Raw genomic sequence first — 15355 nt, forward strand, 5'->3', positions numbered from 1 at the left:
CTATCTGTTAAATCTTGGGAATATAAACGGAAAACACCGCGCCGCCGTTGTCGTCGTCGGTATCAACCAGACACACGCCCTGGGCCTTTTGCACCAGCGACTGCACCAGATACAACCCTACGCCGTGGTGACGGCCAGATTTACTGGTAGTGCCTTTTATAAACAGTTCGTCTATCGCCATGTGATCGAGTCCTGGGCCATTATCCTGAATCGACAAGACGATTTCATCACTGCTGTCGTTAAGATAAAGCTCAATCGACTGAGCATGAGCGGGCATTTTCACCGTGGCTTCCAGCGCGTTATCCAGCAGGTTGCCGATGATGCAGGCCATTTCTTCGGCGCTCAGCGGCGCATCCGTTCCGGTGTAATAGGAGAGCGGATCAATTCGCAGATCGATGCCCAGTTCGCTCGCTCGCCCCAGCTTACCGAGTATCAACCCGGCCACACAGGGGCAGTGAAAGGACTTGATGATGGCATCATAAAGCTGCTGGAGCTGGGCATTTTCCTGTGCGACGTACTGACTGACCCGCTCATATTCCCCCAACTGGAGCAAGCCGTAGATAACGGCCAGCCGGTTTTTGAATTCGTGGCTGATAACTCGCAGCTCTTCGCTTTCATGTTTAATGTGGTTGACCTGCTTGGTCATTAGCGTTTCATTGGTTCTTTCTCTCAAACTGATCACAAAACCGGCAAACTCATCCTGCTGGTTGAGGATGATGGTGCGGTTGGCGATAAACGTCGAGCCATTGAACGCCACATCCACATCGTGGCACTCCTGACGCTCGTCGGATAAAAAGAAATCAGCCGGTACGACATAATCCGTAATGTTATGCCCGGTCAGCGGACCGTTGGGATGGTCGATGGCGAGCATCTTTTTAGCCGCGTTATTGATGGCAATGATGCGCCCTTCCGGGCTGACGGCGATCACACCATCGTAAATGGCGTGCAGAATGGCTCGGCGTACCTGGTATTTATAATTGATCATCTCCGGCGTCAGGCCGGACATCTGTTTTTTCAACAGGCGGTAGGAAAATACGCCGCTTAGCAAGATCAGGATAAAGACGGCGATCAGCAAGCCGAAGAATGGCGAGAAATAATCCTCCAGCAGGTTCCGGCGGTGTGCTTCCGTATACCCAACCGACACATAGCCGATGTATTTTTCATCAAGAAACAGAGGTGCGCGGGTCTTGACGGACGCGCCGGAGTAACCGGTGTTGTTGTCCGTATAGCTTTTTCCATCGTGCAACAGATCAACATTGCCGCTATCACTTATGGTCCGGTTTACCAGAGCTGGGTCCGGATGGTAGAGGCGGATGTTATCCGGGTCGCTGATGACGATAAAATCCGCATCACTGCGAGCGTAGCGCTGATCGATAAGGTTACGCAGTGCCGCCAGATCCCGATGTTCGACGGCCTGCTTGAGTGCAGAGTCTTGCGAGAGGATAAGCGCCAGATTCTTTGATTTATCCGCGACGTCGTGATAGAGCAGGTTGCTGATAATAAGGAAAACCGCGCAGCCGGTCGCCACAACCACAGCCAATGATGTGATGAAATAGTAGAGTATTATCTGATACTTATAGGAACTGCTCGGCTCGCTGCCGGTGGTTATGGCCTCTGACATGGTGTATTCCGTCAGTCATAGTTGTACAGAGAGGGTTGCACAGATAAAAACAGATAAAGACAGCCCAGCCGTACCCTGTGGGGCAATCCGGGCAACTATACCATCGCAAGACGAAAGGAAGGTTGATGATTGCTTACGAGCCGCAGGAAAACGGTGTTACGTGCTGCTATTTAAACAGACAGGCGGCCTGATTACACCAGGCCGCATCAATGTTTTGAGTGATAAATGTTGTGAGTGATAACGCTTGTTGCGATGACGTTTTTAGCGATTCAACAGTGACAGTACGCTGTGCAGCGAAAGGCCCAGCAACGTAAAATCGGTTGTCGAGTAGGTGGTCGGCGCATCAACGCCTGCGTCGTGAATCGGCTGGAAAATAAAGGCTGAGCCGGCAATAGAAATAATGCCACAGGCCACTGCACCGATGACCGCACCGCGAATGCCGCCGGTGGCGTTACCGATGATGCCTGCGCCGCCGCCGCTGGCAAAGGTAAACAGCAGGCTGGGAACCATCGCCGGATAACCGAATACCGGCAACAGAATCATGGTCAGGAACCCACTGATAGTGCAGCAGATAAAACCGATGAAAACGGCGTTGTTGGAATAGGGAAACAGTGAATAGATTTCAATGGCCGGAATGGATTTTTTGATGATTTTATCGCTGATGCCTTTAAACGCCGGAATCAGTTCTTCGATAAACATATGGACGCCACGGGTCAACATATAAACCCCCGCAGAAAATAACCCGGCTTGTTTCAGCAAAAACAAAAAGATGTTGGTATGGCTATGGTCTTTATGGCTGGCGTCTGCAATCGCCTGCACATGATCAGCACCGGCGACCAGTGAGGAGACAACAAAAAACAATAACATGACGAAGAACGTTGAAACTTGTTTGTCTTTTAAGAAACCGATGCTGGTTGGAATAGCCAGTTTTTCTGCGTCGTTTTCTTTATTGCCGAATTTTTCGCCCAACCAGCCCGCCAGCATATAACTGGTGGAGCCAAACTGGCCGATGGAGAAATCGCCGGACCGTCGCAGCTCGTCGCAGTTTTCAATTTGTCGGCAATAACGCACCAGCAAGGCGGGAGAGATAACGCACCATATTCCGGTAATAAATGTAGCCAGCATGGCTGAGTTGGAAACAGAGATGCCGTGCAGCATGGCAATAATCGTCAGGCAACTTACCATGAAAAAAACATGGTGCCCGGAAAGGACGATATATTTCAGTGGGGTGATTTTAGCCAGCACAATGTTGAAAAACATCGCGCCGATAAGCCCGGCGGCAATGGCTGAAGAATAGAGCTTGCCCAGTTTTTCCATGGCGACAACGATAACAACCTCGTTGTTAGGGACGATGCCCTGAACGTGAAAGGCTGTCAGGAATATTTTCGAAAAATTACTCAATGATGGAGAAATGAGCAAATCCGCGCTGGCGAAAAGAATGACAAAACCAAGATAGGTTCTGATTGTTGAAGTAATAATTTCATTGATATTCTTCTTTTGAATAATATTTCCCAACATGGTGAAAAGACTCACCAATATGGCGGCGTCTTTGAGTAACTCAATAAGAAATTGAAACACGGTTTTCCCCTTATTAATAAACTTCTACTCAGGATAAAATAGCCGTGTTCATGTCAGTGAAAATTGATCGGTGATCACATTGGTGGGTAAATTAAAAGCATTAAATGATTTTTATGCTTTTAATTATTATTCGATTGCTTTTTCATTTTTGTTTCTTTACCGTCGGCGGTGTTTGAAGCTGGTGCATTTTAGCTGTTCTATGTTAATTAATATCTCTGTGAATGTTAAGTGTGGTGATTGATTAATTTTCTTATTTCAGCATTGTTAAGTTTTTGGTCAATATTATCTTCGCTATAGCCTAAATAATTCGAGTTGTAGGACAACACGCTCGCGTGTTGAACAACGCCATGCGTTGGCCCTTTAGGGCAAGGCTCGTTAGAACCTTGTAACGCGGCAAACGAGTGACAAATTCGTCGGGAACGATTTGACCAGCCAATGCACCTGCAACTTGAAGTATGACGGGTATATAATAGCGTTGTCGTTTGCGCTCTGACATACCTGACAATCACACGACGCGTAACATAGCCAAACAGAATAAAAAGTAGGTGGTTTCGGCATTGATGTGGAACTTGTCTCCCCTCGTGATGCAACAAGGTCGGCTCCATCTGCTTTCTTCATGTATTGGCGGCGAAAGCGCCACATGTGGCGCTTTCGCCGCCATACCACAAGGTGTTTTTTCCCTGCGTACCGATACCGACGCAACGGCGACAAGTGATGCTGCCTAGCCGCCAAACCGCCCGAATAACTGATAACGAGATCCGGGGTAGAACAACCGGGCCGCGGTGACGATGCGCGAACCGTGCCAGGTGCGGCGGCGGATTAACAGGCAAGGCTCCTGTTCGCCCAGCGCCAGCAGGTCACGTTGACGTGGTTCGGCAGCGACGGCTTCGACCCGGTGCTCGCCAGCCGTCAGCGGGGCCACGCGGCTCAGGTAACTGTGCGGTGTGGCGCGGGTAAAATCCTGTTGCAGGTAGTCCGGTGCCGCCTGCGGGTTGACGTAGCGGATTTCCAGTTGTACCGGCACATCGTTTTCATAGTGCACAATTTGTGAATGGAACAGCGGTTGGCCGGGATTGATATCCAGTTGCGCTGCCTGATCGCCGTCAGCATTGAGGGTTTCCAGCACTAGCACCCGGCTGCTGTGACGATGACCGCGTGCGGCGATTTCATCGGCGATGTTGTGGACTTCCAGCATCGCGGTATGCGCCTTTTGTTCCGCCACAAAGGTTCCCACGCCCTGCATACGTACCAGAAATCCTTCGCTGGTGAGTTCCCGCAACGCCCGGTTGATAGTCATACGGCTCACGCCCAGTTCACTGACCAGTTCGCTTTCCGATGGTACGCGTTGGTGTGGTTGCCAGACGCCGCTGCGGATCTGAATGATAATAGCTTGCTTTACCCGCTGATAGATGGGAGCAGGGGTGTCACTCATGGCGGCGGCGAGCTGGGAAGCCGTTTGCTGGTCGGTCAAGGCGTTATCCTCAAAGACGATTGATAAGCGCAGTGTAGCGAACAAGGCGCAGTCCTGTATAGACAACCTGCGATGTGATAACTCCCTCTCGTTGGTAAATATATAAAAACATCGCTCCCTGACGTTATACTGACGATATATCTACGAAATCCTGAACATCAGTGTGGAATTCAGGCAACATTGCCATCAATTTGCTTGCGGATTCGTGTACGTATTTTAAATAAGAGTCGATCATCAAATGGATACATTATTTTCCTGCGTAGGGTGCGGCAAATGCTGCACGGGTCATCATGTTCCTCTGACCCTGGCTGAAGCGAAGCAATGGGCGCAGGATGGTGGGCAAATCATCGTGCTGGTCGAAGGTTTTTTGCAAAATGGCATCGGTATACAACCAGAACAGCGCCATCATGCTCAGTCGCGTTCCTGTGAGGTGATAAGCGGCGATACCAGAGCATTTATTGCTATCACCTTCGCCGCTTACAGTCCTGGCCCTTGTCGGCATCTGGACGAGGAATTGCGCTGCCGGATCTATGAACGGCGGCCATTGGTGTGTCGTATCTACCCGATGGAGATAAACCCACATATTCCGTTGCGGCAGGCCAACAAAGACTGTCCGCCGGAGGCATGGCAACAAGGTGTGGCGCTGATTGTTTCAGACCGGCTGGTGGATAACGACACTCAAGCGCTGATCGAACGCTCTCGTCAGGCAGACCGCGAAGACATTCACTTTAAAGCATCAATTTGCAACTGGCTGGGGATCGCCACCAGTGCGCTGAAAGGCGATGGTTTCACGGCTTATCTGCCGGATATGACGGCCTTTACATCAGCGATGGAGCTGGCCGGACAATTCACGGCTGAAGAACATGCTGAAGCCGCGGGTAGCCGGGCGTGGCAGTTCCATGTTTCTGGCGACGCGGTACTGGAACGCGTGAAACAGGCAGGGGCGGAGGCGATAACCGGGCCGTCTCAGTATTATGGTTTTATTGGCTTGCGTGCCGACTGATGCTGTCATACGTACCATGCACGCCATGATATCGGCGTTGTGGCCTAAAACAGGGCAGGGTGCACAATGATAGAGCAACCTGCCGCTGTTCGGATTCGTCAACCCCGCTATTACTTACCGCTTTTTCCGATGTTTTTCCCGCTGTTGTGCCGGTTGTTGCATTCTCGCCATGCTCTGGCATGGCTCTTGCTTGTATAGACAAGATTATACACTTGAGGGTGACCGCCTTTTTCTTTCCCGAACAGAAGCGGGAGCCGGTATGCTGCAACAGGTCGGCGTAAAACCAACATGACGGTGGATTTTCCCCGACCAGGCGGCTATACACTTAAAATCTCACCGGAATTTATAGCGCGCAACGCGTGGGAATGACGGTGATTCGTGGTGAAGCCTGACAGGCGCTGATGCATTGAAGGGCGCGTCTGTCGGGGAAAGCAGGATGAGACATACGGGCCGGCTGGATAATAGGAAATGAAGTCAGCTGGATTTTTTTTAGTCTTACTTGTCTATACAGGATTAGATATATGTCACAAACCCGAAACTATTGCCTGACGCCCGGCACGGTGGATCTCGCCACGCTGCGCGCTGTGTATCAGGGACATGTCACCCTGACGCTGGCACAACAAGCCCGCACAGCGGTGGCGACAGCACAGGAAACGGTGCAAGGCATTGTTCGTCAGGACCGGGTGGTCTATGGCATCAACACCGGTTTTGGCAAGCTGGCCCAGACTCGCATTCCGGCTGACAGGCTGGCGGAGTTACAGCGCAATCTGGTGCTGTCGCACAGTGTCGGCATTGGCGATCTGCTACCGGATGACGTGGTGCGTCTGGTGATGGCGACCAAAATCATTAGTCTGGCGCGTGGGCATTCCGGGGTGCGGTTGCAGGTCATCGACACCTTACTGGCGCTGTTTAACGCCGGGGTAATGCCCTGTATTCCAGAGAAAGGCTCGGTGGGCGCCAGCGGCGATTTGGCACCACTGGCGCACCTGTCGCTGCTGTTACTGGGGGAAGGGCAGGCGCGGGTCGATGGCGTGTTGATCCCGTCGGCTGAGGGGCTGGCGCGGGCGGGCGTCAAACCACTGGTGCTGGGGCCGAAAGAAGGGCTGGCGCTGCTCAACGGCACCCAGGTGTCTACTGCGCTGGCGCTGCGCGGATTATTCGAGGCTGAGCAGGTGTTTGCCGCCGGTCTGGTGGCGGGCGCGCTATCACTGGAGGCAATCAAAGGCTCGGTGAAGCCGTTTGATGCTCGCATCCATCAGGCGCGTGGCCAGCAAGGACAGATTGCGGTAGCGGCGGCGGTCAGCGCTTTGCTGGCAGATAGCGAGATTTTACAGTCACATGCCCACTGTGGCCGGGTGCAAGACCCGTACTCGATTCGTTGCGTGCCGCAAGTGATGGGCGCGTGTCTGGACAACGTACACCATGCCGCTCGTGTGTTGTGCATCGAAGCCAACGCCGCGTCGGATAATCCGCTGGTGTTTCCGGAAACCGACGAGGTCATTTCCGGCGGTAATTTTCATGCTGAGCCGGTCGCGTTTGCCGCTGACATCATCGCACTGGCGGTAGCGGAAATCGGCGCTATTTCTGAACGGCGCATGGCGCTGTTGCTGGACAGCACGTTGTCCGGGCTGCCGCCGTTTCTGGTTAATGACGGCGGCGTCAACTCCGGCTTCATGATAGCTCAGGTCACCGCCGCCGCGCTGGCGTCGGAAAACAAGTCGCTGGCTCACCCCGGCAGTGTAGACAGCCTGCCGACCTCCGCCAATCAAGAGGACCATGTATCGATGGCGACCTATGCCGCCCGCCGTCTCGGCAGCATGTGCTTTAACACCGCCACTGTGGTAGGGATTGAAGCCATGGCCGCGGCACAGGGCATCGATTTCCATCGCCCACTGAAAAGCTCACCGCTACTGGAACGTGAACTGGAACAGGTGCGTGAACAGGTAGCGTTTTTAGACCATGACCGCCTGATGGCGACCGATATTGACCTGATGCGACAGTGGGCCAGCAGTCATCGCTGGCCGTCTGTTATCACTGCATTGTTACCCAGTTATGCCTTTGCTCCGGCTTCTGTCTGATAAGGAATTTGCCATGACCACCTCTTCTTCAACGACGTCTTCTGTTGCTCGTGTTGTCCGTGCGCCGCATGGCACCGAACTGCACTGTGAAAACTGGCTGATCGAAGCCGCCTACCGCATGATCCAGAACAATCTTGACCCGGATGTGGCCGAACGGCCGGAAGATCTGGTGGTGTATGGCGGTATCGGTAAGGCGGCCCGCAACTGGGACTGCTTCAACGCTATTCTGACCAGCCTGCGCCAGTTGAAAGCGGATGAAACGCTGCTGGTGCAATCCGGTAAGCCGGTCGGGGTATTTCGTACCCACGCTGATGCGCCCAGGGTGTTGATTGCCAACTCTAATCTGGTGCCGCACTGGGCTACCTGGGAACATTTCCATGAACTGGATAAAGCCGGGCTGATGATGTATGGACAGATGACTGCCGGGTCGTGGATTTACATCGGTGCGCAGGGCATCGTGCAGGGTACCTATGAAACCTTCGCGGAGGCTGGCCGCCAGCACTATCACGGCGATCTGAGCGGCAAATGGATTCTGACTGCCGGGCTTGGCGGCATGGGCGGCGCGCAGCCGCTGGCCGGCGTGCTGGCCGGTGCGTCGGTGCTGGCGGTGGAGTGTCAGGAATCCCGTATCGATTTCCGGCTGCGTACCCGTTATCTCGACTATAAAGCCAATACCCTTGATGAGGCGCTGGCGATGATCGCCGATGCCTGTGCGCAGAAGAAAGCTATCTCTGTCGGCCTGCTCGGCAATGCCGCCGAGGTGTTGCCGGAACTGGTGAAACGCGCCAAGGCGGGGGGGATGAAACCGGATATCGTCACCGACCAGACCTCCGCCCATGACCCGCTCAACGGCTATCTGCCGGCAGGCTGGAGTGTGGAACGTTGGCAGCAGGAGCGCACCAGCCATCCGGAAGCGGTAGTCAAGGCCGCTTGTGCGTCGATGGCAGTACACGTGCAGGCAATGCTGGATTTTTGCCACATGGGCGTACCCACGGTGGATTACGGCAACAATATTCGCCAGCGTGCGTTGGATGAGGGCGTGCGTAACGCCTTTGATTTCCCCGGTTTCGTTCCGGCGTATATCCGTCCGCTGTTTTGCGAAGGCAAAGGACCGTTCCGCTGGGTAGCGTTGTCTGGCGATCCGCAAGATATCTACAAGACCGATGCCAAACTCAAAGAACTGTTTCCGGATAACCACCACCTGCACCGCTGGCTGGACATGGCGCGTGAACGCATCGCTTTTCAGGGGCTGCCGTCGCGCATCTGCTGGCTGGGGCTGGGAGAGCGGCATCTGGCCGGGTTGGCATTTAATGAAATGGTGCGTAACGGTGAACTGAAAGCGCCGATCGTTATTGGCCGCGACCATCTGGATTGCGGATCGGTGGCCTCGCCCAACCGGGAAACGGAAGCGATGCAGGATGGCTCGGATGCGGTATCAGACTGGCCGCTGCTCAACGCGCTGTTGAATACGTCAGGCGGCGCGACCTGGGTCAGTCTGCATCACGGCGGCGGCGTTGGCATGGGCTTTTCACAACATGCCGGAATGGTGATTGTCTGCGACGGCAGCGAACAGGCGGATGCCCGGCTGGCGCGTGTGTTGTGGAACGACCCGGCTACCGGGGTGATGCGCCACGCTGATGCCGGTTACGACGTCGCCAAAGCTTGTGCGGCGGCGCATCAGTTGAATTTGCCGATGGTGAAATAACACGGCGAGGTGGGTCCCGTACGCTTGCGAGACGGCGGGACGTCACCTGAGCGATGCTAACCGAACAGGCCAGAATCGATAAGACAATGATCTGATGTTTGCTGTGCTGTTTTATAGTAATAGTTTGCGGTTAATTCTATGTTTTATAACGATAGCAGACAGGAATCATCATAATGCAGCAGGTTTTCTTTCCAGCCACCGTGTTACGTGGCACCGGGGTGAGTCAACAGTTGGGCGACGTTTGCGCCCGGTTCGGCAGTCGGGTCCTGGTGGCAGGAGGGCATCAGGCTCTGGCGGCCACGCAGACTCTGATCATTGAGCAACTGCGGCAGGCCGGGGTAACGCTGACGGCGGTGGAGTGGTCCGGTGAGCAGTGCAGCGTCAGTCAGATAGAACGGTTGTGCGCGCGGGTGCGTGAAACGGACAGCGATGTGGTGCTGGCGGTCGGTGGCGGTAAAGCGCTGGATACGGGAAAAGCGGTGGCGTTTCAGTGCGGCATTCCGGTAGTGACGTTGCCGACCATTGCCGCCACCTGTGCGGCGGTGACGCCGCTGTCGGTACGTTACCATGATGACGGTCATTTCCATGATTTGTATCACCTGCCGGTGGCGCCTGCCGCCGTGGTGATAGACAGCGCGCTGCTGGTAGGTGCGCCACTGCGTTGGCTGGCTGCCGGGTTGGGGGATACGCTGGCCAAGTGGTATGAATTTCGCGCGATTGATAAGGGTGACAATAGCAATGGTTTTGCCGCGTCGTCACGTGCTAACAGCGAGATCTGCTTTCGCTTGATAGAACAGTACGGTGAGTCGGCTTGTCGCGCGGTGATGGATGGGCAACCCAATGATGCGCTGGACCAGGTGCTGGATGCCATTTTCCTGTTTGCCGGGCTGACATCGCTGATGGCCAGCGGCGCTCATGCGGCTGCTTCCCATGCGTTGTATGAAGGGTTTACCGTTTGTGATAAAACCCGTGAATTTGGTCACGGCTTGCTGGTCGGTTTCGGCAATTTGTGTCTGCTGGCGCTGGAACAACGCAGCGATGAGGAGTTGCTGGCGGCGATTCGGCTGGCTCATGCTTGTGCGGTGCCGCTGACGCTGGAGGCTATCTGCCCGGATCTGTCGGCAGACGAACTGGCGGAGATTGTTCGTGCCTCGATTGATGCGCCGGATATGGCGAACATGCCGTTTAGCGTGACGGAGTCGCAGTTGCATCAGGCGATTCGCCGGGTTGGAACGCTGGCGGTGTGCGTCACTGTCGGGTAATGCGTTAACGATGACGGAGCCGTATCGCCCTGCAGGTACGGCAATAACAAAGACCGGGCGAACCCGGTCTTTGTCTGATTGATACTTATGGAAGCCCGTGTAGTGTTTCAATCGGTCAGATGACCCTGTCAGAGTTTACTGACGCCGGAATGACTCACCTTGCAGTTGGCGGTGTCCCACTTTTCACCGTATTTTTCCGTTGACCCCTGGCCTTTCACCACGCCTTTGAATTCCTCGCAGACTGGCGGTTTGCCTTCTTTATAATTTTTGATTTTCAGACCACTGATGGTTGCCACATCACCGTAGTTACGGTTAACGCCGGCAATGCTGTCAATGGTGCCGTTAACGGTGGCGCTGATGACGTTCAGGAAGCGTGGGCCGCCATTGTTGGAACAGTCACCGCAGGAACGCCACAGTTTTCCGTGTTCACCGGTCAGGGTAAAGTTGCCCTTCACCACGGTGGTGCTGTTTTTGGAGTTGTGTTGCAGCACTTTGTCCGGTTTTCCGCCGTAACCATCTTTGGCGTTATGCGCTATCCCGCCAATGATGGTCAGGGTTTTACCGTTATTGGTTGCGGCATCTTCGCAGATGTCTTCCCAAATGACGTTTTCAATGGTGCAGTCGCCACTTTCACAGTGAATACCATCCGCACCGCCGGAGGCCGAAATGCGCAGGTTTTTCACCGTGGCGTTTTTCAGGATGATCAGCGGTTTTTGTTTATCGCTGTCATTCGGGCAGGAGGTACCAATGGTCACGCCGCCGCAATCGACGGTGCGGTTTTCGAATGTGGCGCCCGGTTTACACTCAGAGCTGGCTTTCGCTGCACGCAGCGGACCGGTGCTCGGTGCGGTGGTCACGGCATTCGAAACGGTCTGGCTTTGATTGTCGCTGACAACATCCACCCAGTACCAGTAGTTGACGCCGCTATTGGTATCGGCATCGTTAAAGGTGCGGGTTTCTGCATCCAGCACGGCGATGCGTTCACGCAGGTCAGGATTACTGGTTGTGCCGCGATATACTTCCTGACGCACGACTTTACTGGCATCGGTAGACCAGCCCAGATAATTGACATCACTTTTCTGGGACAACATCAGTGTGGTTTGGGTCGCAAGCGATGGTGCCGCCAGAGCGAGTGCACACAGAGGCAATACATACTTAAACATACAATCTCCTTGTAAATCCCACAGGTATTGACTCTCATTCAGTTGAGAGAAAGAAATAAATAAAAGCGGGTACTTCCTGAAAGTATCGAGATTACTATAGAACAAAAAATAAAAAATTTTATTAAAATAAAACGATGTTTTGAAAAATAATCTTTGGGGTGAGTCATCCGTCTTATTCTCTGATTATGAAAGGAGAATTCCATCATGATTATTTGTGACGTACGAATAAAAAATATAAAAACACATGTGACAAGCATCAATTTTTTATTTTTTTTGAATTGATTTTTATGTATGCAAGAGATTGCCTGGCAGGGATATAGGTAACGTGCAAATAATACGGTATGTGTTTTAATTTACTATAAGTGAGATGTTGACTTCTTACGCCACGGGCGAACCACCACGTGATAATTGAGTAGAAAATAATAGCTATCAATGTAATGTTGAATTTGATGTCACCCACCGCAAGTTGGAAATAAAAAAGAAACTGTCATGCTGATTTTCATTCCTGAAGGCAGAATGTGGAAACTACTCAAATATACCCGTCATATTTCACGTTGCAGGTGTGTTGCTTTATTACCTGGCTTATCCGAATAACGGGCTGTCGAGGTCGCCTCTGAGGCCGCAAAAGAAACCCGGCGGGTTGTATGACGCGCCGGGTTTGCAAAGCCTGTTTTATCGGGAAACCAGTACTACGGCGTTCCTGATAAGACAAAAGGCCATTACGCAGTGGTGTTGATATTGCGTCCAATTGCCGGATTGGCAGGCAGTGGTGGAATCGACTGGATGAGGCTATTTACGGTGTCTTTTTGATTATCCAGAGATTTTTTCAACACAGTGGTACTCAGCTCACCGCTAAGCTGCATGTTACTAAGACCAGTGGAAAGCATTGCAATCTGTGATGCATCCATCTTGATTATCCTATTGTCTGGGGCTGGGGAAGTACCGATATGCTGGCCGTGTATTGCACCAGCATCTTTAATAATATCGGCGTTTTTTGCTCAAACTTTACTCTAGCAGACGTTGCGTATAACTGCCGTTCTTTTCATCACACTATTGAGCGTCCGCAACGTCGTCGTCGAAGAACCAGTAGCCTTGATTGATCAATCCAGTTAATTCGGCAACGAAAGCCGGGTTGTGCAGTACTTCACCCAGTTCCTTTTTACCGATAGTGGTGTAACGGCACAGTGCATCGGCAGCGTCCGGAGCGACGGTATCCCATTTTTCACTATTAATGAAAAAATGGTTTCCGATATGCAGTACCCGTAACCCGTTTAAGCGGGTAAGGACTTCGCCGGCCAGCAGCGCATCGGCTATCTCATCCGGCTCGTAGGGGGGTTCTGCCGCAGCAATGTCCAGCTCATGGCGCGGAGTACTCACGAAGCGACCGAACCATTGTGTAAAATCTTCCGGCTGATTGATCATGTTGATCATCATCGTACGCAGGCGATCAAGCTCATACTGCTCCACCCGGCCTGGATGTTCCCGGCAGGTTAAATCCGGATCGCTGTAGTGTTCGCCGCCGAGATCGTTTTCCAGCGCATAGTCGGCAAAGCTGCTGATTAAATCCCTGCCGTTGGGTCCGCGAAAACCGACCGAGTAGTTGAGTGCGGTTTCAAAGGTGAATCCGTCGTGTGGGAAGCCCGGCGGAATATATAAAATATCGCCCGGTTCAAGTTCTTCATCAATGATCGGCGTGAAAGGATCAACATGCAGCAGTGCCGGATGCGGACAGAACTGGCGCATCGGCAGCTTATCGCCAACGCGCCAACGACGGCGACCCATACCCTGAATAATAAATACGTCGTACTGGTCGATATGCGGTCCGACGCCGCCGCCCGGTACGGAAAAGGAGATCATCAAATCGTCTAAACGCCAGTCCGGTAGTACGCGAAACGGGCGCACCAGTTCGGCTGACGGTACATGCCAATGGTTAACCGCCTGAGCTAACAGGGACCAGTCGGTTTCTCCTAAATGATCAAACTGCTCAAACGGCCCATTCCACGCCTGCCATTCGCCGTTGACATGGCTGACGATACGGCTGTCTACTTCCGGTTCCATGGCCAGGCCGGCCAGCTCATCCGGCGTAATCGGATCGATGAAGTTCGGGAAGGCGTTTTTTAGGACAACCGGTTGTTTTTGCCAGTATCTTTCTAAAAATTCAGGCCAGTTAAGGTTAAGTTGATAAGCCATACATTCACACCAGTGAGAAGACAAACGGGCTTGATTATAAAGAGGCTGACACCAGTAGCGCCTTGTCATTGGTCAAGGTCGTGTGTTGAGGTCGTCGTCACCGTGCTGGAATGCTGGTTATAGTCGTCATGATCCGAGTTGCAGGTGAGCGGGGTTGTCTGCAACTCGACTTATTTTGGGTATAAACATGTCGCGCCCCAAAAAGCACTGAGCGTTATTACACGTTAAGCTATTTTTTTATATTCATTGTTTTGTAGCGTAATGTTTTGTAGCGCAAAAAAATAATATAGGCACGAAGCGTGAAGAAACCGACAATACCACCGGAGACTAGCGCTAATAGCAGAACCATCGGGCTGCTAAGGATATGATCAACCGAGGTAGCCTGAAGATAGCCGAGATAATAGCGGAAAGGGAAATAGAATAAAAAAATTGTAATAACAGAATACGTTCCTGGCACAGTTACCGTGCCTTCCTTACGACCTGGGCGATAGGTTTGAGATGAAAAAAGTCGATTGGCTACCATGCCACCCACTATACAGCCTGATACCCACATGAGACAGGAAATGAGTATGTTGCCATGCTGCAGTAATGATATTATTGAAAAAATCATAAAGCAGCCTGGAATAAGCAACAACAGCTTAACGCTAACATCTTTCTGAAAACAAAAGGTCATACAATAGAATGTGGCTGAAGCTAAAATTACCAACACCCACCATGGCGTCCCTGTCACAATTTCTAACATAATCACTCCGTGTGTTAATGTACAACGCTATCACCAGTAAGAATGGCAATCGCCTGTATGGTATCTGACGGGCTTTTATTGAACAAATAAAATAATTTTAACGCTACGCTCGATTTGGTTGAGAGAATTAGATTCTATTATGACAGAGTATTGCTCTATTTTTCTCATAAAGGATGGCGTTTTCTGTTTTCCTTTCCCGGTTTTTTATGTAATACGCGTATAATTTTGTTTTATATGATGTATGCATCTCGGTTAATCTACCTGATTGCTACGTAATAAGACGAACTAGATTTGCCTGCTAATTATTGGTTGCTGCTTTTTTTTTGATGACGATTAAGTGGCGTTTTAGTGTCAGTTTTATGTCTATTACAAAAGAATGTTTAGTATCTGACTTTGCCCTGGTGAATGCACTAATACATTAATTAATAATCAACATTTAATTTCATGTAAATTATTCCCGGTTTGTGATTTTATTTGTGTGTTTTATTCTTTATTGTCGTTTTACATCCCGGACTTATCATAAAATATGTTTTTTTATTTCA

The 15355-nt window shown here is 51.9% G+C and carries 11 protein-coding genes; 4 read left to right on the forward strand and 7 right to left on the reverse strand.

Annotation, left to right across the window (positions count from 1 at the left end):
* Window positions 1–7 precede the first annotated feature (7 nt).
* The 3 genes from Dpoa569_RS05135 to hutC form a co-directional block, all read right to left on the reverse strand.
* Window positions 8–1621: an ATP-binding protein gene (locus Dpoa569_RS05135; protein ID WP_042871953.1), complete on the reverse strand. Its 1614-nt coding sequence runs from the start codon at window positions 1619–1621 to the stop codon at window positions 8–10.
* 261 nt (window positions 1622–1882) lie between these two features.
* Entirely contained in the window at window positions 1883–3199 is a 1317-nt protein-coding gene (locus Dpoa569_RS05140) for a PTS transporter subunit IIC (RefSeq protein ID WP_042871951.1), read from the reverse strand.
* Between the two features lie 721 nt (window positions 3200–3920).
* Entirely contained in the window at window positions 3921–4670 is a 750-nt protein-coding gene (gene hutC, locus Dpoa569_RS05145) for a histidine utilization repressor (protein WP_042874031.1), read from the reverse strand.
* 238 nt (window positions 4671–4908) lie between these two features.
* On the opposite strand from hutC, the gene Dpoa569_RS05150 reads away from it, so the two are divergent.
* The 4 genes from Dpoa569_RS05150 (at window position 4909) to Dpoa569_RS05165 (ending at window position 10718) form a co-directional block, all read left to right on the forward strand.
* Window positions 4909–5673 (forward strand): YkgJ family cysteine cluster protein, encoded by a 765-nt coding sequence (locus Dpoa569_RS05150; RefSeq protein WP_042871949.1) that lies wholly within the window; start codon window positions 4909–4911, stop codon window positions 5671–5673.
* Window positions 5674–6194: 521 nt separating this feature from the next.
* Window positions 6195–7751: a histidine ammonia-lyase gene (gene hutH / locus Dpoa569_RS05155; RefSeq protein WP_042871948.1), complete on the forward strand. Its 1557-nt coding sequence runs from the start codon at window positions 6195–6197 to the stop codon at window positions 7749–7751.
* 13 nt (window positions 7752–7764) lie between these two features.
* Window positions 7765–9456 (forward strand): urocanate hydratase, encoded by a 1692-nt coding sequence (hutU, locus tag Dpoa569_RS05160; protein ID WP_146411119.1) that lies wholly within the window; start codon window positions 7765–7767, stop codon window positions 9454–9456.
* Window positions 9457–9626: 170 nt separating this feature from the next.
* Window positions 9627–10718 carry an iron-containing alcohol dehydrogenase family protein gene (locus Dpoa569_RS05165; protein WP_128569763.1) on the forward strand — a complete coding sequence of 364 codons (1092 nt, stop codon included), beginning with the start codon at window positions 9627–9629 and terminating at the stop codon, window positions 10716–10718.
* 128 nt (window positions 10719–10846) lie between these two features.
* Here Dpoa569_RS05165 and pelI read toward each other — a convergent pair whose 3' ends face one another.
* From pelI to Dpoa569_RS05185, 4 genes are all read right to left on the reverse strand, one after another.
* Window positions 10847–11881: a pectate lyase PelI gene (gene pelI, locus Dpoa569_RS05170; RefSeq protein WP_042871945.1), complete on the reverse strand. Its 1035-nt coding sequence runs from the start codon at window positions 11879–11881 to the stop codon at window positions 10847–10849.
* Between the two features lie 719 nt (window positions 11882–12600).
* Entirely contained in the window at window positions 12601–12789 is a 189-nt protein-coding gene (locus tag Dpoa569_RS05175; RefSeq protein WP_042871943.1) for a YjfB family protein, read from the reverse strand.
* A 142-nt stretch (window positions 12790–12931) separates the two neighbouring features.
* On the reverse strand, window positions 12932–14071 hold the full coding sequence (locus Dpoa569_RS05180) for a ribosomal protein uL16 3-hydroxylase (protein WP_042871942.1): 1140 nt from the start codon (window positions 14069–14071) through the stop codon (window positions 12932–12934).
* Window positions 14072–14300: 229 nt separating this feature from the next.
* Complete coding sequence (locus Dpoa569_RS05185; RefSeq protein WP_042871938.1) at window positions 14301–14813, reverse strand: hypothetical protein; 513 nt, start codon at window positions 14811–14813, stop codon at window positions 14301–14303.
* Window positions 14814–15355 lie beyond the last annotated feature (542 nt).

The organism is Dickeya poaceiphila (assembly GCF_007858975.2).
In the GTDB taxonomy this organism is placed as follows: domain Bacteria; phylum Pseudomonadota; class Gammaproteobacteria; order Enterobacterales; family Enterobacteriaceae; genus Dickeya; species Dickeya poaceiphila.

Excerpts from the sequence above, each read along its gene's own strand:
- Dpoa569_RS05135 (WP_042871953.1), bottom strand. The coding sequence starts at position 1,621 with ATGTCAGAGGCCATAACCACCGGCAGCGAGCCGAGCAGTTCCTATAAG.
- Dpoa569_RS05150 (WP_042871949.1), top strand. The coding sequence starts at position 4,909 with ATGGATACATTATTTTCCTGCGTAGGGTGCGGCAAATGCTGCACGGGT.
- hutH (WP_042871948.1), top strand. The coding sequence starts at position 6,195 with ATGTCACAAACCCGAAACTATTGCCTGACGCCCGGCACGGTGGATCTC.
- hutU (WP_146411119.1), top strand. The coding sequence starts at position 7,765 with ATGACCACCTCTTCTTCAACGACGTCTTCTGTTGCTCGTGTTGTCCGT.
- pelI (WP_042871945.1), bottom strand. The coding sequence starts at position 11,881 with ATGTTTAAGTATGTATTGCCTCTGTGTGCACTCGCTCTGGCGGCACCA.
- Dpoa569_RS05175 (WP_042871943.1), bottom strand. The coding sequence starts at position 12,789 with ATGGATGCATCACAGATTGCAATGCTTTCCACTGGTCTTAGTAACATG.
- Dpoa569_RS05180 (WP_042871942.1), bottom strand. The coding sequence starts at position 14,071 with ATGGCTTATCAACTTAACCTTAACTGGCCTGAATTTTTAGAAAGATAC.
- Dpoa569_RS05185 (WP_042871938.1), bottom strand. The coding sequence starts at position 14,813 with ATGTTAGAAATTGTGACAGGGACGCCATGGTGGGTGTTGGTAATTTTA.